At 47.8% G+C, this 20932-nt stretch carries 17 protein-coding genes; 16 read left to right on the forward strand and 1 reads right to left on the reverse strand.

From position 1 onward, the window contains the following. Positions 1–81 precede the first annotated feature (81 nt). From QP775_RS11860 to QP775_RS11920, 13 genes are all read left to right on the forward strand, one after another. Positions 82–930, forward strand: a complete 849-nt coding sequence (locus QP775_RS11860) for an ABC transporter ATP-binding protein (protein WP_239328871.1) — start codon at positions 82–84, stop codon at positions 928–930. A 211-nt stretch (positions 931–1141) separates the two neighbouring features. Beyond that, entirely contained in the window at positions 1142–1804 is a 663-nt protein-coding gene (gene sdaAB / locus QP775_RS11865; protein WP_239328870.1) for an L-serine ammonia-lyase, iron-sulfur-dependent subunit beta, read from the forward strand. 140 nt (positions 1805–1944) lie between these two features. Next, positions 1945–2832 carry an L-serine ammonia-lyase, iron-sulfur-dependent, subunit alpha gene (gene sdaAA, locus QP775_RS11870; RefSeq protein WP_239328869.1) on the forward strand — a complete coding sequence of 296 codons (888 nt, stop codon included), beginning with the start codon at positions 1945–1947 and terminating at the stop codon, positions 2830–2832. 319 nt (positions 2833–3151) lie between these two features. Continuing rightward, positions 3152–4219, forward strand: a complete 1068-nt coding sequence (gene fni, locus QP775_RS11875; protein WP_285106233.1) for a type 2 isopentenyl-diphosphate Delta-isomerase — start codon at positions 3152–3154, stop codon at positions 4217–4219. Positions 4220–4646: 427 nt separating this feature from the next. Continuing rightward, positions 4647–5210 (forward strand): ECF-type riboflavin transporter substrate-binding protein, encoded by a 564-nt coding sequence (locus QP775_RS11880; RefSeq protein ID WP_239328867.1) that lies wholly within the window; start codon positions 4647–4649, stop codon positions 5208–5210. A gap of 41 nt (positions 5211–5251) precedes the next feature. Continuing rightward, positions 5252–6964 carry an ABC transporter ATP-binding protein gene (locus QP775_RS11885; protein ID WP_285106235.1) on the forward strand — a complete coding sequence of 571 codons (1713 nt, stop codon included), beginning with the start codon at positions 5252–5254 and terminating at the stop codon, positions 6962–6964. Further along, positions 6957–7793 (forward strand): energy-coupling factor transporter transmembrane component T family protein, encoded by an 837-nt coding sequence (locus tag QP775_RS11890; RefSeq protein ID WP_239328865.1) that lies wholly within the window; start codon positions 6957–6959, stop codon positions 7791–7793. The genes QP775_RS11885 and QP775_RS11890 overlap by 8 nt, the downstream gene beginning before the upstream one ends. Positions 7794–8182: 389 nt before the next feature. Continuing rightward, a complete protein-coding gene (locus QP775_RS11895) occupies positions 8183–10729 on the forward strand; it encodes a glycerophosphodiester phosphodiesterase family protein (protein WP_285106449.1) in 2547 nt (848 codons plus the stop codon). Positions 10730–10845: 116 nt separating this feature from the next. Further along, the gene (locus QP775_RS11900) at positions 10846–12195 is read left to right on the forward strand and encodes an ABC transporter substrate-binding protein (RefSeq protein WP_239328864.1); all 1350 of its coding nucleotides are present in this window, start codon (positions 10846–10848) and stop codon (positions 12193–12195) included. A 214-nt stretch (positions 12196–12409) separates the two neighbouring features. After that, positions 12410–13300, forward strand: a complete 891-nt coding sequence (locus QP775_RS11905) for a carbohydrate ABC transporter permease (RefSeq protein ID WP_285106451.1) — start codon at positions 12410–12412, stop codon at positions 13298–13300. A 134-nt stretch (positions 13301–13434) separates the two neighbouring features. Continuing rightward, the gene (locus QP775_RS11910) at positions 13435–14214 is read left to right on the forward strand and encodes a carbohydrate ABC transporter permease (RefSeq protein WP_239329205.1); all 780 of its coding nucleotides are present in this window, start codon (positions 13435–13437) and stop codon (positions 14212–14214) included. Positions 14215–14471: 257 nt separating this feature from the next. Then, a complete protein-coding gene (locus QP775_RS11915) occupies positions 14472–15389 on the forward strand; it encodes a hypothetical protein (RefSeq protein WP_285106237.1) in 918 nt (305 codons plus the stop codon). Positions 15390–15635: 246 nt separating this feature from the next. Further along, positions 15636–16772, forward strand: a complete 1137-nt coding sequence (locus QP775_RS11920) for a hypothetical protein (protein WP_239328862.1) — start codon at positions 15636–15638, stop codon at positions 16770–16772. A 72-nt stretch (positions 16773–16844) separates the two neighbouring features. Here QP775_RS11920 and QP775_RS11925 read toward each other — a convergent pair whose 3' ends face one another. After that, complete coding sequence (locus QP775_RS11925) at positions 16845–16988, reverse strand: hypothetical protein (protein ID WP_239328861.1); 144 nt, start codon at positions 16986–16988, stop codon at positions 16845–16847. 439 nt (positions 16989–17427) lie between these two features. Between QP775_RS11925 and ychF the strand changes: the two genes are divergently transcribed. From ychF to prmC, 3 genes are all read left to right on the forward strand, one after another. Beyond that, positions 17428–18528, forward strand: a complete 1101-nt coding sequence (ychF, locus tag QP775_RS11930; RefSeq protein WP_239328860.1) for a redox-regulated ATPase YchF — start codon at positions 17428–17430, stop codon at positions 18526–18528. Between the two features lie 144 nt (positions 18529–18672). Next, positions 18673–19746 (forward strand): peptide chain release factor 1, encoded by a 1074-nt coding sequence (prfA, locus tag QP775_RS11935; protein ID WP_239328859.1) that lies wholly within the window; start codon positions 18673–18675, stop codon positions 19744–19746. Next, the gene (gene prmC / locus QP775_RS11940; RefSeq protein WP_285106242.1) at positions 19743–20666 is read left to right on the forward strand and encodes a peptide chain release factor N(5)-glutamine methyltransferase; all 924 of its coding nucleotides are present in this window, start codon (positions 19743–19745) and stop codon (positions 20664–20666) included. The genes prfA and prmC overlap by 4 nt, the downstream gene beginning before the upstream one ends. Positions 20667–20932 lie beyond the last annotated feature (266 nt).

Genomic DNA, 20932 nt, shown 5'->3' on the forward strand with positions numbered 1-20932 from the left:
TTAGGATTTTACGTATGTGTATTTAGCTTATTGATTATAGAATTCAAGTATAGTGGCGTTCAAGCGCAAGGAGGAACGACAATGGGAGTATTGCAGACGCAGTCGTTAACGTTGTCTTACGGGGATACCAACATAATAGAAGATTTATCCGTGCAAATTCCAGAAGGTAAGATTACGGTGCTTATTGGAAGCAATGGCTGCGGCAAGTCTACACTGCTCCGCTCGCTTGCTCGGCTTATGAAGCCTAACCAAGGATCTGTGTTGCTGGATGGACGTGATATCCACCAGTCGGCCACGAAGGAAGTTGCTCGCAAGATGGCGATCCTGCCCCAAGGCCCCGTTGCACCGGAAGGGTTAACTGTACATCAGTTGGTTAAGCAGGGACGATATCCTTACCAGACATGGCTGAAGCAGTGGTCTGAAGAGGATGAGAAGCTGGTAAGTTACGCGCTTAAGGTGACTAATATGGAGCCTTTTGCAGATCGTTCTGTTGATGCGCTGTCAGGTGGACAACGTCAGCGAGCATGGATTGCGATGACATTGGCACAGAACACGGACATTATTTTGCTGGATGAGCCGACTACATACTTGGATATGAGCCACCAGATCGAGATCCTTGATCTGTTGTATGAATTGAATCGCAAGGAAGGTCGTACGATTGCGATGGTTCTACATGACTTGAACCTGGCTTGTCGTTATGCGGACCATATTATTGCTGTACGTGACAAAGGGATTTATAATCAAGGCGCGCCGGAGAGCATCTTGACACCGCAGCTGGTAAAAGATGTATTCCATATGGAATGTGTAATCTGCTCTGATCCGCTATTTGGCACACCGATGTGTGTACCGCGTGGCAAGGGGCGGATGTGCCCTGCTAATTGTGAATTGTTGGAGCAGTGTGATGCTCCACAATTGGTAGGCGCTGTATAAGGAAAGATGAAGTGATATTGGTACGGTGAAGCCATCTCCTGCATCCTGGTATGCAAGATGGCTTTTTTTGCTGCAAACAGGCGTTTATTTATTGACAACCTGTTAATTAACACGTACGCTTTTCTTGAAAATGTCTTTGGTAAGAGGACAATATCTGCATACACTAGGGTAATAAGCTGTACTCGGGTTATTCAGATGGAGGAGGAACGGTATGAAATACCGCAGTGTCTTTGACATTATTGGTCCGATTATGGTTGGCCCTTCGAGCTCCCATACGGCGGGAGCAGCGAAGATCGGCAGATTGGCTCGCAGCATCTTCGGGCGCCAGCCCCGACAAGTTCACATTTCATTGTATGGGTCGTTTGCCGAAACGTTTAAAGGGCATGCGACAGACGTCGCTTTAATAGCTGGCTTGCTGGATTATGATACCAATGATCCACGTTTGCCTGAGGCTCCGAAATACGCAGAGGAAGCAGGCGTTGAAGTTAACATTACGACTGAAGAGGCCGTTCCAGAGCACCCGAACACAGCGCGTATCTTGATGAAAGACGACCAGGATGAGATGGAGGTCGTAGGAATCTCGATCGGCGGCGGCAAGGTGGAGATCTGCGAGCTGAATGGGTTTCAGTTGAATTTGTCTGGGCAGAGCCCAGCTATACTGGTTGTGAACCATGACCGTTTCGGCGTCATTGCTGGTGTGACGAACATATTAAGCCAGCAACAAGTGAATATTGGCAATATGAAGGTGTCACGTAAGGAAAAAGGGAAGATGGCTCTAATGGTCATTGAAACGGATGAGATGATGAATGAAGTGATTATAGATGAAATCCGCAAGCTTCCAGGTGTGAGCCGAGTTCTCCGCATGGAGGATTAGATCAAGTTCCGATGCAGATCTTAACAACGAATTTGATCCGTAATCAGGGCAGCGAATGCTGAGTATATACGGAATTACTGTGTATACGCTCTGGGACTAGAGTGAACGGATGGAGTAACGAAAAAGGAGGTAACGCTTACATGTTTCGTAACGTAGCTGAATTAGTTGCCTTGGCTGAAGAGCGTTCGTGCTCAATTGCCGATATTATGATTGAGCAAGAAGTAAGGGTATCAGGTCGCAGCCTCGAGCAGGTTCGCGAGCAGATGGGCCGCAATTTGGACGTGATGGAGCAGGCTGTGGAACGCGGATTAAACGGCGTGCAGTCCCATTCGGGATTGACTGGTGGGGACGCGGTCAAGATGCATCACTATATAGCCAGCGGTAAAGGTTTGAGCGGACACACCATTCTCGACGCTGTTAGCAAGGCAGTTGCAACCAATGAAGTCAACGCAGCTATGGGTCTTATTTGTGCAACGCCGACTGCGGGCTCCGCTGGTGTTGTGCCAGGCGTATTATTTGCGCTTCGTGACAAGCTGAATCCGACTCGTGAGCAGATGATCGACTTTTTGTTCACTTCCGGCGCCTTTGGCATGGTAGTGGCGAATAACGCGTCGATCAGCGGCGCAGCAGGTGGCTGCCAAGCCGAAGTTGGCTCTGCCGCAGGTATGGCCGCGGCATCGATCGTGGCGCTTGCTGGCGGTACACCGCAGCAGTCCGCGACAGGTATGGCAATTGCGCTTAAGAACTTGCTTGGCCTCGTCTGTGACCCGGTTGCGGGCCTTGTCGAGGTGCCATGCGTAAAGCGCAACGCAATGGGGGCGGCTGTGGCTATGGTAGCCGCAGATATGTCGCTTGCTGGCATCACGAGCACGATCCCGTGCGACGAGGTGATCGAGGCGATGTTCCGCATCGGGCAGACGATGCCGACTGCACTGCGGGAGACTGCGTTGGGCGGGCTTGCCGCAACACCTACAGGCAAGCGGCTGAAGCAAGAGATATTTGGCGATGCAGATTCCCAAAAGCCATAAAGAACGATAAAATAACCTTTGTCCTGTTCAGTTGAACTTAGGCAAAGGTTATTTTGTTGTTTTAGTCGAAGTAGTTCTTATCTATTATTAAATTTTTGGCCTGTTCCGTTTACAACTACAGTCCATGTTCGTTACTATAGATCAGGTGTGGATTGCACATAATACACCCTAACGCATTAGTATAAGTTAAAGTACACAATAAGCAGAGTATACAAGAGCAGATAGAAATAGGTTGTGTGTGTGAAAGCGAACAAGACAATCAGCAATCCTTTATAAGCAAGCAGCAAACATAGAACCTCGAAAGGGGCAGCAACTTGATATGTCTAAGCAGGATCTACATATAGTGCAGGGAAATCAGCAAGAAAGTGTGACCGCGCAGCGTAAAGCGGAGCACGTGCGCATTTGCTTAGAAGAACAGGTGAATGGCGTGGGGATCACGACTGGCCTCGAACAGTATCGTTTTGTCCATCAGGCGCTGCCTGAGATTGACTTTAATGATATTAATATCTGTACAGAGTGGTTTGGCAAATCGATGGCAGCCCCGTTTCTGATCAGCTCGATGACTGGGGGCAGTCATGGAACGGGTGCAATCAATCGCCGCTTGGCTGCTGCAGCCGAAGCTAGGGGCTGGGCCATGGGCGTGGGGTCTGTGCGTGCGGCGGTTGAAGATGAGACGGTCGCTGAGACGTTCCGATTGCGTGATGTGGCACCGACGATTCCACTGCTGGCTAACATAGGTGCTGTACAGCTTAACATGGGGATGAGCGTTGACCATTGCCGTCGTGCAGTTGACATTGTAGAGGCGGATGCGCTTGTCCTGCATCTAAATGCGATGCAAGAAGTATTTCAGCCGGAGGGCGATGTTAACTTCTCCCGTCTACTGCCTAAGATTGAAGCGCTGTGCAGTCAATTAGGCGTACCAGTCGGTGTAAAGGAAGTGGGATGGGGCATAGCTGCTGACACAGCTTGCCTGCTTGCAGAAGCTGGCGTATCCTTTATCGATGTAGCCGGAGCTGGCGGCACATCCTGGAGCCAGGTGGAGAAGCTGCGTTCAAAGGTAGGTGTGCGTCGCCGTGCAGCCGATGTGTTTGCAGATTGGGGCATCCCGACGGCAGATAGCGTAATTCAAGTGCGCGATGCGCTGCCAGGCATGGCACTCGTTGCCAGCGGGGGACTGAATCATGGTGTGGACGCCGCCAAAGCATTAGCCTTGGGTGCAAACTTCGCCGGTTATGGCCGCTCGCTGCTAGCGTCTGCGGTTGAAACCGATGAAGCTGTATACGAGATGCTGGAACAGGTCGAATTGGAACTCAAAATAGCGATGTTTGGCATCGGTGCAGCATCGTTATTAGAGCTGCGAGGGACGACCAGGTTAGCTAAAGGCTGATGGCTGTGCGTAATAGTGGCTTTGCAGTACATTTTATTAACCTGAAAGATTTGTGGATGCCTCTGTCTTAAGTAGTACGCTGTAAGCAGCGGATACTTTTAAAGTCGGGTCATCATGACCACTTCAGGCGATTGTTCGCTTATTCTAGTTCGCATTTTGCTAACGGTGTATTTTATGGTCAAACAGAGTTACTATTTTTGTGCCGAAAAGTGTTGAAAACGCTTGAATTTGACCATTAAGCGTGAAAAAAGTAAATATTTATTTAATTTTGGGAAATAAAACCTGTACCCATACAATGGAAAATCCTTTATATTAGGTTTGAAATCACAATCTAACGTTCGGAATTATCATTTGTTATTTGGTCATGCATCGATACCGAACGAGCGAGCGTCGATACATACTTACTTATAGAAGGAAGGTTGTCGGGATGAAACAATCAGTTTTCAACTTCAGCACCAAGACGGTGGTTGCTATCGGTATCGGAGCGGCTTTATACGGCTTGCTCGGTAATATTTCTATCCCTCTTATTGCCCAGACGGCACTGCGGCCGGCTATTGCGATTTTGACCATTTTTGGTGCCATGTTCGGACCCGTGGTAGGTTTGCTTAGCGGCTTTATCGGTCACATCATCACAGACTTAACGTGGGGCGGCGGCCAGATCTGGTGGACATGGGTAGTGGGTTCTGCTGTTACGGGTCTGGGAATGGGACTTGTATCTATGAGCCGTTCCTTTAATGTAAATGAAGGTAGCTCCAGCACATCACATATCGTGACGCTAGCTGTAGCAGGCAGCTTAGCGCTTGCCGTAGGTTTTGGTGTGTCCAGTGTGCTCGACGTGTACTTGTACGGAGAAGCGCCTGATAAGATGTGGGCACAATATGGTTTTGCTACGATTTCTAACGTTATTGTTCATTTGGTATTAGGTGTTCCGGCTGTGCTCGGCTTGTTAAAGCTGAACCGTCGCAATTCCAACCTTAAAGTAATGAAATAGGCATCTGCCACAGCATGACAACGACAGGAGTTATTGAATAGATGAACCAACCAATTATCTCTTTTCGAGATTTTAGTTTTCAATATCGCAGCTTGTCTGAACCCACGCTTAAAGGAATCAACCTCGATATTTATCCGGGGGAGAAAATATTAATCGCTGGTCCAAGTGGTTCTGGCAAGTCTACTTTAGCCCATTGTATCAATGGGCTCATTCCTTTTACATATGGTGGCACTATTACAGGCGACTACACGCTTCAGGGGAAACGTCCTGCCGATCTGAGCATATTTGAGATTAGCCAGACAGTTGGCACGATATTGCAGGATCAGGACGGGCAATTTATTGGCCTGTCGGTCGGTGAAGATGTTGCTTTTGCATTTGAAAACGAATGCATGCCCCAATCTGAGATGCGCCCGCTAGTGGAGCAGGCGCTGCAGGTGGTTGATATGCTTCCACTTATCAACCAGAGCCCGCATGATTTGTCGGGCGGCCAGAAACAGCGTGTATCCCTGGCGGGCGTCATTTCCATGGACACAGAGGTTCTGCTGTTTGATGAACCGCTTGCCAATTTGGATCCAGCCAGTGGGAAAAGGGCGATCGAGCTAATGGAGGATATTCACCAGAAGTCCAACAAGACGATGATTATTATCGAACACCGTGTGGAAGACGTGCTCGAGCAGCCTATCGATCGTATCGTAGTGATGGCCGAAGGTGAAATTGTCGCGATTGGGACGCCGGATGAATTGTTAGCCTCCAGTATGCTGCAGGCCCATGGCTTGCGCGAACCATTATACGTTGCCGCGCTCAAATATGCTGGTGTGGAATTGGATAAGGAAGATCATCCCTCTTCACTGGAGCGGTTAAGTTCACGTGGCGAAGTACGTGAACGTCTAAGTATATGGTTAGGAGAAGAGTTGGATGCAGCCGATAAAAGCCCATCCGAACCCATCCTAGCCTTACAGGACGTGAAGTTCTCCTACGATGGTGAACGTGACATAATAAAAGGGGTATCGCTTCATATCGGACGTGGTGAACGTGTGGCCTTGCTCGGGAACAACGGCGCTGGAAAGTCTACACTCTCTCACTTATTTACTGGGATTGCTAAACCTTCGTCAGGCAACGTGCTTTACGGTGGGGAACGTATTAATGAATGGTCTATACGAAAGCGCGGTCAACATATCGGCTATGTAATGCAGAATCCAAATCATATGATTACGCAGCAGATGATAGCGGATGAAGTTAGTCTCGGTCTGCGCATGAGAGGAATGCCTGCAGACGCGGTAACAGCACGCGTGGAAGAGACGCTGCGCACATGTGGATTGTACGGTTATCGGAACTGGCCAATCTCTGCATTGAGTTATGGACAGAAGAAACGGGTAACGATCGCATCTATCTTGGCACTGCAGCCGGAGATTATGATTCTGGACGAACCAACTGCAGGGCAGGATTACAAGCATTATACGGAGTTTATGGATTTTATCGTATCCTTGTCAGACCAAGGGACGTCATTCTTATTTATTACCCACGACATGCATTTGGCACTGGAGTATACCGATCGTGCCGCGGTGCTTCATGACGGGCGATGCATCGCACAGGGAACGACCTCACAGGTGCTTACGAATATCGAGGCAATTGCACAGGCCAATCTCAAAGAGACATCGCTTGGCAAGCTTGCCCGCAGTACGGGAGTCGCGCAGCCGGAACGGTTCGTTCAGCATTTTATTCAGCATGAGAAGAAGGTGAAGCGCGATGAGTAAGTCCGGAACTTTGTACATTGAGGGCAACTCGTTATTTCACCGTATGGACGGCGCGGCAAAGCTGTTTATGTTTGCTGTTTGGACGGTATTTGTCTTTCTGTTTCAGGATATTCGTATCTTCGTGCCGCTTTTCCTATTTGGGATCGGACTGCTAATTGCAGCGAAGCTGCCTTATAAACGAATTCGTTTCTTCTTGTGGTTGATGATTGTATTTAACTTGATGAATTGCGTGTTAACCTTACTTATTACACCTGCTTATGGTAGTAAAGTGTGGGGAACGACGACCGTCATCTTGAATTTGGGCTACAACGTGCTGACACTGGAATCGGTTTTTTATGTGTTGACGCTAACCCTAAAGTACATGTCGATGATGCCGATTACATTATTGTTTATCTTTACAACACATCCAACTCGGTTTGCGAGCAGTTTGAACCGAATCGGTGTACCCTACAAGATTGCCTTTGCATTCAGTATTGCTTTTCGATATGTACCAGATCTTCAGACGGAATTCCGTAACATCTCTAATGCAATGCAAGCTCGTGGCATGGGATTTGGCAAAGGTGAAGGTTCCTATAAGGAACGCTTTAAGCACTTTGTGTCGATTGCAATTCCGCTTGTGCAATCCTCCTTACATCGCATCGAGACCGTTTCCAATGCGATGGATTTGCGTGGGTTTGGCCGCCATCGGCGTCGGACCTGGTTCTCAGCGACGGCATGGCAGCGAGCGGATTATTGGATCGCCGTGATCTGTGTCATCGTGATGGTGGCTGCAATTACCGTGCGCATTAGCGGTTTCGGTACATTCTGGTATCCATTTACGTCTGTTTAACCCTAAAGTAGACCATGTTCTGTTCTTGCGAACGATAGCTGATAGGCCAAAAAAAATCATTTGAGGATTTTGGCCATCTCACTGTTGTTCAGCCTGACAGGGTGTGGTCTTTTTTTGATTTACATCCTATTTAACTCTACTTGATACGAATCTTGATTTTGTGTGATAACGTGGATGTATTGGCAGATCAAAGGTTTATTGTGATGTCGCAGACGGGTTGAGAAGAGGAGAACACCCTTCTTGCGTGTATCGGGAATATAAGGCCTGCAGTTATCGCAGGCTTGTTCCGAATGCGCACGAATGGGTGTAATTTGTGCTGCTCAAAACAGCAATCGTCGGCATCGGATCTGCTTAATCAATCGGTTGAAGGAGGAATAATATTGTTTAAAATGACGTTGTGTCACATGAGACGTAAGTTGATCTTGGGGTTGTTGATGGCTGTACTCCTAACCGTATTTCATGATGCCACGAGTGGGCTGTCCATGGCGGAGGCAGCGGATGTACCCCATGCTTCGAGTCAAGGGCTGCTGGGAGCAGGCGTGAGTTTGGCGGCAAACCAAGATAGGCATTTTACGGTGAGGGAAACTACGTATGGTCCGGAGGGGGCTGACGAGGAGCAGTCCGAGTCGGTGTTAACCACTTCTCCTTCAACCCTCATGGAGGAGACGTTTGACAACATACCCGATGGTCAACTCCCAATAGGCTGGGAGAAAATAGAAGGTGACTTTCAAGTTCGCAGCGGAGCGCTAGTTGGCCGTTCGCTTGCGAGCGTAAGTCCTGCTCGAATTTTGCTGCCGCCCGGTATCGAAGGAGACGGCAACGTGATATTTGAAACGGATATGACGTTTCTGAGTGTGGTTGAGCCTAGCCGTTGGGCCTCTCTTATGTACCGGATACAGTCGATGCAGGAAAAAGGGCATTATCCTTATTATCAGTTTGCTTTTCGTCAAGGCGCAACCGCAGCAAACGGTATTGAGTTCGCGTACCGTACACCGCAGAACAGCTGGGACGTGCGGGAGAAGACATCGCACAGTACGTCATTTGCTATAAATCAAACCTATCACATGAAAGTGGTGGCCTCTCGCGAGCGAGTGCGTCAATATGTAGACGGCGAGTTGCTGCTTGATACGGACCGTGCAGGCGAACATGCCGATGGCCGCTTAGGATTTCAGGCGAACGGCGTCCAAGTTCGTTTTGACAATGTAAAGGTTACTTTGAATCCCCCGTTGCTACCCCCCATTACTTCTAAAGCCAAGGCCTATCAGCCGATCAAGCCTAACACTAATCTAGTATTTACCCCCGATCTGGCAGTTACCGAGGTTGAATCTCTGGAGCAGCTTATGAAGCTTGCAAACCAAGGCACAACTACCGTATGGCTGAAAATAAAGCAGAATAATGATGGGCAGCTCGAAGCGTATAGCGGAAACTATCGGATCGGGCTGTTATCTGATGTGCTGCACAAGCTAAAAGGGAACTTTATCCCTATGCTGGAGCCGGCTCACACAAATGAAGCACAAGCAATCGGAAAGCTGCTCCAAGAGGAAGGAATCCAAGATGCCCATCTCGCAAGCTCTGATCTTGAATTACTACGCAGCATACGACAAAAAGATCTGAAGCTGCGCCGCGCTTATACCGTTACAGCAACCTCTCTGTTAACAGAAGGTCAGCTTGGCAGGATAAGCATGGATGCGCATTCGGTTGGCGCGAACATCGTTGTACTGCCACAGGCTGTATCCACGCAGGAGAACGTGCACTACTTGGCTGTACGAGGCCTGGCATCCTGGGTGCTCACGGATAACAGCGACTTAGGAATACACGCCGCATTGGTATCTGGGGCGAGAGGGATTGTTACTTCTCAGCCTGCGAAGGTTAGGGGCGCTTGGAACGTGTACCCGAAGGTCACGCTGCTTCATCGACCGATCCTGATCGCCCATCGTGGTGCGCCTCAGGTTGCCCCTGAAGATACTCTGGCTTCGTATGAAAAGGCAATACAGCTCGGCAGCGAAGTGATGGAGAACGATATCAGGCGCACCGCAGATGGTGAATTGGTGCTCCTTCACGACGAGACCGTGCACCGTACAACGAATGGAACGGGTTTTCTGCGAAATATGACTTTGCAGGAAGTAAAGAAGCTGGATGCAGGAAGTTGGTTCGGACCGTCATTTAAGGGGGAGCGTATTCCTACATTACGTGAGGCGCTGCGGCAGTTAAAGGGACGTCCTGTTATCATGCTGGCTGAACCAAAGGAAGACGGTTTGGAAGCTCAGATTATTCAGATCATTAAGGAGGAAGGCGTAGAGTCTCAGGTCTTGATTCAAAGCTTTAATGATCAGCATTTGCGTCATTCACGTGATATAGAACCAGCTTATGGCAGAGGTTTGCTAGAGTCACAGACACCCCCTTTAAGTGCTGCATTAGATAAGGCGATGAAGCAGCAGCAATATTATACGGCGCTTCAATCCATGTCGGCGCCAAGCTTTGGGAGCATGTATCCAGAATTAGCTGCATATGGTGGCAGCCGTGGTCTTACGTTCTGGACATGGACAGTTAATGATCTGAACAAAATGAAACAATTGATTAGTCTTGGTGTTCACGGAATTATTACGGATCTCATGCACCAACTAAAGGATGATACCGTACGCGTCCAATTGCGGACCGATCAGTTGGAGCTAAAGATTGGCCATGCGTTCCAACCTGTTATTGAACGGATTACTAGGGACGGAAGAAAGGTCGTTGTAGAGGCGCCCTCGGTAAAGTGGGTTGTAGTGCAGCCTGTCAACTCATTGATTCAACAGGTGAATCCCAAGACCGGTTTGTCCGAGCTCGTGGCCAGCAGCCCAGGAAAGGCGATTGTCATGGCGGCGGTAACTGGTACTGCGGCGGGTGGAACATGGCAATTCATAAGTGCGCCTGTGGAAGTTCAGGTTTCACCTTAACGAAACCTTCATCTCCCGATAACATGACGATGTTAATTGGGCGTTACATTGGAACGGTAGGGCGAACAAGCCCGCAGATCATTGAACCGGAAGTTCAGAAGGGGAGATAAGAACAGATGCAAATGCGTGCAAAATGGATGCTGCTTGTTGTTTTGTGCTTTACGATGCTGCTCGGATGTGCAAAGTCACAGACAGCAGACACGTCAGCAAGTGCAAACAAAGAGCCTGAAAAGGCCCAGACTACACCTGCAGCAGAAGAGCCAATTGAGCTTCAATTTTATTATCCGATTGCGGTTGGTGGTCCGTTAACAAAGGTTATTGAGGACATGACGGCTAAATTTACCCAAAAACACCCAAATATTAAGGTGAATTCGGTATACACAGGCAGTTATGCGGATACGACAACGAAGATTCAAGCTGGTATTCAAGCGCAGCAGCCTCCAGATGTGGCCGTAATGCTGTCGACAGAGCTGTTCAGTATGCTGGATACGAACGCAGTTATTCCGCTGGACGACTTTATTGCAAAAGATAGCTCGTTTAATAAAGAGGATATTTATCCGGCATTTATGGCGAATTCTCAGGTAGAAGGCAAGACATACAGCATTCCATTCCAACGCAGCACAATCGTTCTTTATTATAACAAAGCTGCTTTTAAAGAAGCTGGCTTAGATCCGGAGAAGCCGCCTACAACTTGGGAAGAGCTTGCTCAGTACGCTAGTAAGCTGAAGAAAGACGGACGCCAAGGCATTGAGATCCCAGGCTCTGGATTCGCCTATTGGATGTTCCAGTTGTTCGCTTTGCAAAATGCGAAGGATGTTAATCAGAATTTGATGTCGGAAGATGGCAAAAAAGCATTCTTTAATACACCGGAGAATGTCGAGGCTCTTCAATATTGGGTTGACTTGTCTAAGAAACATAAAGTTATGCCAGAAGGTGTGATTGAGTGGGCAACGGTGCCAACAGACTTTATCGAAGGCAAGACGGCCATGATGATTCATACAACTGGCAACTTGACTAACGTCAAAAATAACGCCAAGTTTGATTTCGGCGTTGCGTTCCTGCCAATGAGCAAACAGTACGGTTCCCCTACTGGCGGCGGAAACTTCTATATCTTTAAAGATATCGATCCGAAAAAACAAGCAGCAGCATGGGAATTTATCAAGTTTATGACAGAGCCAGAGATGGCTGCACAATGGAGCATAGATACAGGATACGTAGGCGTACGCAAGTCTGCTTATGAAACTGAGCTTATGAAAAAGTATGCTGCCGAGTTCCCGCAGGCGCTCGTCGCACGTGACCAATTGCAGCATGCACACGCAGAGCTGTCAACGCACAATAACGGCAAAGTATCCAAGGCGCTGACGGACCAGATTCAAGCCGCTTTAACAGGTACGACAGATCCTGCAGCTGCGCTGAAGAAAGCGCAAGAGGATGCAGACAAAGCATTGGCTCCATTTAATAAGTAAAAGTAACAACCTCACATGCCTAACAGATTATGACGGCTGCGGGTGAGTGAGGTCATGACGAACCGGCAGAGCGACACAGGTCGTTCTGCCGGTTTGTATATGTGGAGGGATCAGGAAAGATCGCTCACCTCGGGGATCGGAAAAGGTCGATATTCTTAAATTAGACTGTTAAATAGTCGTATACTTTGTATGTTGTAAAGGGGCGATATTGATGATGACTGCTAAGTGGAGCGAGCAGTTAAAGCGTAATGGATTTGCTTGGGCGCTCCTTCTGCCTTCGCTCATATTTCTTGGCTTGTTTACTTATTATCCAATGCTGAAGACTGTATGGCTCAGCTTGCATCAATCGGACTTGGCTACTCCAAAGCCGGTGTTTATCGGCTTTGATAACTATATAACGATGTTCCAGGACGCAGTGTTCCAAAAAGTGTTCACGAACAATATATGGTTTGCCATCGGCACGGTGCCCACTTCAATGGCACTTGCGTTTGTAATGGCGCTGTTTGCTGACAAGGCAATGCGCGGCCGCGGATTCGTACGCTTTGCATACTTTTATCCGAATATGATTCCGATGATAGCAGTAGCGAATATATGGTTGTTTATTTATACACCGCAGTATGGCTTGCTTGCGAGATTTGCCTCCTGGTTCGGTCAATCCGATCTGAGTCTGCTTGGCCATCCTGATACGGTTATGGGTGCGTTAGTTGTCATGTTGATCTGGAAAGAGGCAGGTTATTTTATGATCTTCTATCTGGCAGGCCTACAGAATATTCCGAAGGATCTTTACGAATCGGCTGCAGTAGACGGGGTTGGCATATGGACGGTGCTGCGCAGGATCACAATTCCGTTAACGATGCCGACGACACTTTTTGTGGCTATAGTTGCGTTAACCAACGCCTTTAAACTTGTAGATCATCTGTGGATTATGACCAAAGGTGGCCCTGATAATGCAAGCAGTTTGCTGTTGTATCACATTTATGACACGGCATTCAGTTTCTATGATCAAGGCATGGGTGCTGCTATGACTGTCGTAATGATTGTACTGCTGCTTGTGCTGTCTTCTTTGCAATTTTTCGGATGGGACAAAAAAATCCATTATCAATAGGAGGGTGCTGCATGACTCAACCGATAGATGTCCCTTGGCATAACCGGCCCGAGCCGCGTATGATACGCTCCGAACGTGAGCTTCGTAACGAACGTATTCGCAGCAAAGCTTTAAAAGCATTGTGGACGTTCATTATGATGGTGGTTGGCGTGTTCTGGCTAATCCCATTTATATGGGTGCTGTGGACGGCGTTCCGGCCGAAGGAAGCAATCATTAGCAATGTGTTGTCCTGGCAATGGACGTTTGATCATTTTATAAAAGTATGGAATGGGGCCCCTTTCGCCCAATATTATATGAACACGTTAACGATCTCAGGCGGCGTGCTGCTTGTTCAACTGGTGACGCTGACACTAGCGGCGTATGCATTTGCCAGACTGCGCTTCTTTGGGAAAGAAGTATTGTTTATGCTGTTTCTGGTGCAAATTATGGTACCAGCAGATGTTCTTATTTTCTCTAATTACCACGTGTTAAAAGAGTTTGGTCTGCTCGATACAAAGCTTGGTATTATGCTACCTTATTTTGCTTCTGCTTTTGGAATCTTTCTACTCCGGCAAGCTTTTAAGCAAGTTCCATATGAACTTGAAGAGGCAGCCGTAGTGGAAGGAAGCTCACGTCTTGGTATTCTGTGGCGCATCTACGTACCATTAACGCGACCGATCTACGTCTCCTTTGCCGTTGTATCGGTCAGCTACCAGTGGAACAACTTCCTCTGGCCACTTATTGTCACCAACTCGGTAGAAAACCGCCCACTAACGGTTGGCTTGGCTATATTTGCCCAGTCGTTTGAAACCGGTGCTCAATGGTCGGAGGTCAGTGCGGCCACCTTGATTGTCGTCGCTCCGCTGCTTGTTTTCTTCCTGCTCTTCCAGCGTCAGTTTATTAGCAGTTTTATGCATTCCGGTATAAAAGGCTAACGAGTATAGCTCACCATTTCTCAGTCCAATAGACCCCATCATACTTATGTATGGTGGGGATTTTAATATGTTGAATAAGTGTATAAATATGAAGTGGTTCTCAAAAAGATGTCGAGGGGTGCAACTTTTTGCTGGGAGTTGGCGTCTAGGGTGGTGTAAAGCTGGACCAAGCTATCTATCTTCCCTTTCTACTGCAGAAGAATGCGGAGGATTACCATTATATTCACTATTTATTCAACACACAGGAGGAGACAACAATGAAAACATGGACTAAATTTATCGTAACAACTGGCCTAGTAGCTATGGTAGCAATACCGTTAACGGCAGGTGCTCAGGCGGTAAAGCCTATTTCCTCGAAGCCGGCTGAAACGGTAGAGCTGGTTAAGGAAATAAGTAAGACAGGAACGATCCAACAAATCGTTTACACTAAAAATGGTGCATATATGATGTTTGAGGGTAAGGAAGCCAAGCAAGGCGAGGACTTGATTCGTCTGAACTTTACAAAGAACACATTGGTTGTCGACCAGGACAGCAAGAAGGCTGACTTGTTCGAAGCATTGGAGAAGGGTTGGAAGGTAACAGCGAAGTATGGGCCGGCAATGACAAAGAGCCTCCCGCCACAAGCATCAGCTACAAAGTTTGTTATCGAGCGTGTAGAGGAATTAAAAGCTATTAAATCAACAGGCGTCATTGCTGAAGCAAAGGATAACCGCCTTGTTGTAGTTGGTACTAGTCCTGTCATTCTTACCGTAACCGATGAGACTGTCATTACAGACGTCAATGGTAACAAATTGGATAAAAGCGCGCTGAAATCCAACACGCGCATTGAAGCAGAGTACGGTCCAATTATGACGATGAGCATGCCTCCAATGAGTGGTGCTAAAAGCATCGTTGTATTGGGCGAGACGGCTCGTGTGGAAGGTGTGGTAGCCGAATCTGCGAAGCAAGAAAGCGACACTAGCCGCGTTCATATTGACGTAAAGGCTGACGACAAGCTGGAGAACGATATCATTTTGAACATTACAGGAGATACAAAGATCGTAGATGTATATGGACAAGAGCTTAAAACAAGCGATCTTACAAAAGGTGTTAAGGTGGTAGGTTTCCATTCCTTGATGACAACCAGATCAATCCCGGCAATAAGCAACGCGGTACTTGTAGTAGTTCAGCCATAATAGAAGTGAGATTAGACAACCCCAGCCGTTCGGACAGTAACGGTTGGGGTTGTTTTTACTGTTATTAATGAAATAATGGGGCTGTCATGCTATTCTTTTTACCTCCATTTGCTAAATTGAATCCGTTTGGCAACATAATATACAAAAAATGTTCGAATCGAATTGCGAACCGTCTATATTCACATGCTATAATGGGTGATAAAACCACGACGCCATGGTGGCGCGTCATCTGGAGGATTAGAACTGATGGGCATAACAAGTCGAGTCGATATGTACTTTACATTCGATTCCGCGGTTAATCTGCAGGAACTGCTCTGTGTGATGGAAAATGGTACGTGGGAACAATCATCAGAAGCGGCCCAAGAATGTTTTGATTTTTTGAGTATGGAGGAAGCTAGCGAAAGTAAGGCTACTTACTTGATTCATCCGCTGCTTGACCTGCTATGTGTCCGTAATAAGTCCGTTGCCAAAGCATATGTGCTTAACCGAATGACAGGATTGATGGTACAGGATATGGACGTATATCCCGATTTTGGAGTGACGCCGTCCATAGCGGCTGCCAGTCAACAGTCAAGCTGCCGCTATCAAGTATGGCGTACAGCTATGATTGAACGGTTGGGCGATCTGCTGCAGCTTCTGGAGGAAGACGAGGCAACTGCTGTCCAGACGATCTACGCGCTTCACCTGCTGCAAAGTGAGGATGAACGTGTTGAGGCTGGACTACTTGAGACAACCTTGCATACAAAATCGGCAAGAATCCGGTTGAACGGGCTGCTAGCTCTGACCGACTGGCGCCGCAGAGCCGGGAAGCCGTATAATCCGGCGATTGCTTTCGGTCAGGCGCACAGCGATGCGCTGTATGAAGCGATGCGAGCGGTCTGTATGTGCTTGACAGCGGGGCAGCAAGTAAGAGCACATGATTGGTCGCACCTGCTCAGAGGTGTTGAACTGCCAAGAATTGATCGGATGACCTTCCCTTGGGCAGACGGTTCGCCAGCAGCTTGTTGTGCACAGGCGGCACGTATTGCGATGTCTCGAATGGGTTGGGAACGGGATCAGCGCGCTTGGTGGTGGAAAGAGTGCTTGAGTGAGACCGTCAAGGCTCATCGTATGAGGTCGCGGACGATTACATGGGAATGCGGTCAAGCTGAAGTGCAGTGGGATGAAGAATGGCTGCAATGGAATTGGAATGGGCCGATGCTTATTGCGGACAATATGCTGCAATCGCTGTTTATGGACGGAGAAGCGGTTGGTGCATTTAACGAGCAATGTACAGCAGTGCGTGAAGCACTAAAGGTACTTGCTCATCAGCAAATCGAATCACCTAACGCTTCGAAGTATGGTGTGAAGCATTTGCTGTACCCATTGAATTTTAAGATCTAAATGGTGAAGCACTTGTCCATAACAAACTCCCAATGTGGCTGTCCACATGGGAGTTTCTTCTTTGTCTCAGAATTAATCTGTTTTTTTTGGCTTTTGCTTAAAAGGGACGGCTGTCTTAGCCTGTTCTAACGTATCGTTGACAAATGCCATGTCTTGGTTCTTTGCTTTCATATTGGTTGAGCCGACGTAATTGCCTTGATGGGTCTTGTTTTCCATAGTTCAAGTCCTTTCTTGACTGATTAAGCCAAAGCCATCCTAGGCTCGCTTAACTGTAGTGTGGGATGAGCAGGATTAAACTATGCGTTCTTTTGTTGATAAAGATACCAGGTACAGGTTTATGGCTTTGGTGGAAACGCGGATTTGCATACAACGGTTCATTAAAGTGAAAGTATGGGCAATCTCCGCTGATTCTGATATAATAAAGAAAGAGTGAAGAATTTCATTTTGCATAGAAAGTAATACATCTAGTCAATGGCTAGGTTTTTTTTATGTGGTTGGTTATAATGGTTAAGGAATTTTTTTTGTAGCTAGTAGGAAACGTCTGGATACGTTGTTAAAGAAATCGTAAAAATTCACTTCGTAAACACTCATAACCGTGAGATGGATAACGAATGTATGGAGATATCATATACGCAGCTGAGGAGTGGGATGGGAAATGGCATTAAAAGCAGGAATCGTAGGCTTGCCTAACGTCGGGAAATCGACTTTGTTTAACGCAATAACACAAGCGGGTGCAGAATCTGCAAACTATCCATTTTGTACGATTGATCCAAACGTAGGTGTAGTTGAAGTACCGGATGAGCGTCTGGACAAATTGACGGAACTTGTAGTTCCCAATCGTACGGTTCCGACAGCATTCGAATTTGTTGATATTGCGGGACTTGTTCGCGGCGCAAGCAAAGGGGAAGGACTAGGCAATAAGTTCCTTGCTCATATTCGCGAAGTAGACGCGATTGTGCATGTGGTACGCTGTTTTGAAGACGAGAACATTACACACGTCGACGGCAAAGTAGATCCAATCAGTGATATTCAGACGATTAACCTGGAGTTAATTCTGGCTGACCTGGAGTCCGTCGAGAAGCGTCTTGATCGTACGAAGAAAAATATGAAGAGCGGCGACAAGAAATATGCTCTTGAGGCTTCTGTGCTGGAGAAGCTGAAAGATGCTTTATACGATGATAAACCGGTTCGCAGCGTGGATCTTACAGAAGATGAGAAAGCGGCTGTTCGCGAGCTGCATTTGTTGACTAGCAAGCCTATTCTGTATGCAGCCAATGTGAGTGAGGATGAAGTGGCAACTGCGGATAACAATCCTTATGTAGCCAAAGTCCGTGAATTTGCTGCTGAAGAGGGCGCGGAAGTAGTGCCGATCAGTGCAAAGGTAGAGGCCGAGATTGCAGAGCTTGAAGGAGAAGATCGTACCATGTTCCTAGAGGAGCTTGGTCTTGAAGAATCCGGTTTGAACCGTTTGATCAAAGCTGCTTATCGCCTGCTTGGTCTTTACACGTACTTTACAGCTGGCGTGCAAGAAGTACGCGCATGGACGATTCGCAAAGGCATGAAAGCACCGCAAGCAGCGGGGGTTATTCATACAGACTTTGAACGTGGATTTATCCGTGCGGAAGTGGTTTCTTTTGACGATCTAGTTGCGGGCGGCTCGATGAACGTGGTGAAGGAGCAGGGCAAGCTCCGCTTGGAAGGAAAAGAATATGTGGTTCAAGACGGCGACGTCATGCATTTCAGATTTAACGTCTAGCGATACAGTCGCGGTTGTTAGATCTGAATTTTAACGGCTTACTTAATAGGGTAGGTGTTAAATATAGCTTGGAACCGACAGAGCGTGCGCAGGCACGTTTCGTGTAGGTATACTGTAGAATATAAAGTGAGGTGACCCCGTATGATGTTAGATCGTTTGCAAGCATTGGCTGACCGCTACGAGAAGCTAAGCGAATTGCTCTGTGACCCGGATGTCGCCAGCGACCCGAAGAAGCTGCGTGATTATTCCAAAGAGCAATCCGATCTGCAAGGCGCATATGAAGCTTATATGGAATATAAGAATGTCATGAGTGAGCTTGAAGCGGCAAAAGCCATGATGCAAGAGAAGTTGGACGACGAGATGCGTGACATGGTCAAAATGGAAATTGAAGACTTGAGCGGACGTCAGAAAGAATTGGAAGAGCGCATTCGTGTGCTGCTGCTGCCTAAAGATCCTAACGATGATAAGAACGTGATTGTCGAGATCCGTGGAGCTGCGGGTGGAGACGAAGCAGCCTTGTTTGCTGCAGATCTGTACCGGATGTACACGCGATATGCAGATACACAAGGCTGGCGCACGGAGCTTATGGAAGCGAACATTAATGATCTGGGCGGCTTTAAAGAAGTTATCTTCATGATTAGCGGTAAAGGCGCATACAGCAAGATGAAGTACGAGAGCGGTGCTCATCGGGTACAACGTATTCCAGTAACGGAATCTGGCGGACGTATTCATACATCAACGTCGACAGTCGGTGTAATGCCTGAGATCGAAGACTTTGAAGTAGAGATTCTGGACAAAGACATTCGAGTAGATACGTTCTGTTCCTCCGGTGCTGGTGGACAGTCCGTTAATACGACGAAATCTGCGGTTCGTGTCACTCACGTTCCGACAGGTATCATCGCGACATGTCAGGACGGCAAGTCTCAGAACGACAATAAGGCCAAGGCGCTGCAAGTGTTGCGTGCACGTATCTATGATATAAAACGTCAGGAAGAAGAAGCAAAGTCTGCGGCTGAACGTAAAAGCAAGGTCGGAACGGGAGATCGCAGTGAGCGGATTCGGACGTACAATTTTCCACAGAGCCGTGTAACGGACCATCGTATTGGTCTGACTCTGCATAGGCTGGATCAAGTACTGAACGGTGATATGGAAGATATCGTTCAAGCGTTAACGATTACCGAACAGGCAGAACTTCTGGAGCGGGAGAATCAATTATGATCAATAGCGGTAACGGAGATGGAACTCAACACGAGTTCCGCCTTGAGCTGCCGCTCACAATAAGGGAAGCCTGGTTACAGGCTTCTTCTTGTTTATCTGCAAGCGGCGTGGCGGATGGTCAGCATCATGCCGAGCTGCTGCTCCGGCATGCGCTTGGCTGGGAGCGAGCGGCTTACTTGAGCCGCTTACAGGAGCAGCTTCCGGAAGCTGCGGCAGCAGCGTACGGAGCCATGATTGCGCGGCGAGCGCTTGGGGAGCCGACGCAATATATTATGGGCGAAGCCTATTTTTATGGGCTTCGGTTTGAAGTGTCGGCGGACGTATTGATCCCGCGTCCAGAGACGGAACTGCTTGTGGAAGCAGTGCTGGAAGAAACAAAGCTGCTGTATGGTGACTTGGCTTCGTTGACAGCCGCCGATATTGGAACAGGCAGCGGTGCAATCGCCTGTACGCTTGCATACGAGCGTCCGGAATGGCAGCTGGTTGCAGTGGATATATCACCAGGGGCATTGCAGATGGCACGTCATAATGCAGCGATGCTGCATGTTGATGAACGAATTGAGTGGCTTGAGGGTGACTTGATTATGCCGCTACAGGGGAGGCTGCCTGTCGATATTTTGATTTCAAATCCTCCATATATTCCTGAGGCCGATATGCTGGAGCTTCAACGTGAAGTTCGTGACTTTGAACCGCATACTGCTCTTGTAGGGGGGGCGGACGGCTTGGATCCTTATCGCCGCATTATGGGAATGTTATCGCATCTAAGTGAACGTCCCCGCATGCTTGCTTTTGAGCTTGGGCAGGGACAGGCACCTGAAGTGGCTGCACTAGTTGAACAGGCCGGCTACACGGAGAAGATCCGAATTGTTCAAGACTTGGCTGGGATTGAGAGGCACGTAATCGGCATTAGACCGTTATAACAGGGGAAGAATTGGTTGTTAACCGATTGCTGCCGTTGTGGGAATAATGTTCTATTCGGAGGCTATGTTCACAGCTGTTGATCTCTGATTATTATTACCCTTCTACTATCTATTTAAGTGGGATAATAAGTAAATTATACCGTGAGTTTTACTGCATTTGATATTCTCTTTATGGAACGAAGTGTCGATGACGACCTTGGTTGAATAAGGAGGATCATCATCTCCAGTAGAACTGACGGTTTTTTTGTGTTTGCGTGTATATTTAT

It is taken from the genome of Paenibacillus sp. UMB4589-SE434 (genome assembly GCF_030226685.1).
In the GTDB taxonomy this organism is placed as follows: domain Bacteria; phylum Bacillota; class Bacilli; order Paenibacillales; family Paenibacillaceae; genus Paenibacillus_B.

Bases quoted from the DNA above. Each gene is read 5' to 3' on its own strand.
- QP775_RS11860 (WP_239328871.1), top strand. From the start codon at position 82: ATGGGAGTATTGCAGACGCAGTCGTTAACGTTGTCTTACGGGGATACC.
- sdaAB (WP_239328870.1), top strand. From the start codon at position 1,142: ATGAAATACCGCAGTGTCTTTGACATTATTGGTCCGATTATGGTTGGC.
- sdaAA (WP_239328869.1), top strand. From the start codon at position 1,945: ATGTTTCGTAACGTAGCTGAATTAGTTGCCTTGGCTGAAGAGCGTTCG.
- fni (WP_285106233.1), top strand. From the start codon at position 3,152: ATGTCTAAGCAGGATCTACATATAGTGCAGGGAAATCAGCAAGAAAGT.
- QP775_RS11880 (WP_239328867.1), top strand. From the start codon at position 4,647: ATGAAACAATCAGTTTTCAACTTCAGCACCAAGACGGTGGTTGCTATC.
- QP775_RS11885 (WP_285106235.1), top strand. From the start codon at position 5,252: ATGAACCAACCAATTATCTCTTTTCGAGATTTTAGTTTTCAATATCGC.
- QP775_RS11890 (WP_239328865.1), top strand. From the start codon at position 6,957: ATGAGTAAGTCCGGAACTTTGTACATTGAGGGCAACTCGTTATTTCAC.
- QP775_RS11895 (WP_285106449.1), top strand. From the start codon at position 8,183: ATGACGTTGTGTCACATGAGACGTAAGTTGATCTTGGGGTTGTTGATG.
- QP775_RS11900 (WP_239328864.1), top strand. From the start codon at position 10,846: ATGCAAATGCGTGCAAAATGGATGCTGCTTGTTGTTTTGTGCTTTACG.
- QP775_RS11905 (WP_285106451.1), top strand. From the start codon at position 12,410: ATGACTGCTAAGTGGAGCGAGCAGTTAAAGCGTAATGGATTTGCTTGG.
- QP775_RS11910 (WP_239329205.1), top strand. From the start codon at position 13,435: ATGATGGTGGTTGGCGTGTTCTGGCTAATCCCATTTATATGGGTGCTG.
- QP775_RS11915 (WP_285106237.1), top strand. From the start codon at position 14,472: ATGAAAACATGGACTAAATTTATCGTAACAACTGGCCTAGTAGCTATG.
- QP775_RS11920 (WP_239328862.1), top strand. From the start codon at position 15,636: ATGGGCATAACAAGTCGAGTCGATATGTACTTTACATTCGATTCCGCG.
- QP775_RS11925 (WP_239328861.1), bottom strand. From the start codon at position 16,988: ATGGAAAACAAGACCCATCAAGGCAATTACGTCGGCTCAACCAATATG.
- ychF (WP_239328860.1), top strand. From the start codon at position 17,428: ATGGCATTAAAAGCAGGAATCGTAGGCTTGCCTAACGTCGGGAAATCG.
- prfA (WP_239328859.1), top strand. From the start codon at position 18,673: ATGTTAGATCGTTTGCAAGCATTGGCTGACCGCTACGAGAAGCTAAGC.
- prmC (WP_285106242.1), top strand. From the start codon at position 19,743: ATGATCAATAGCGGTAACGGAGATGGAACTCAACACGAGTTCCGCCTT.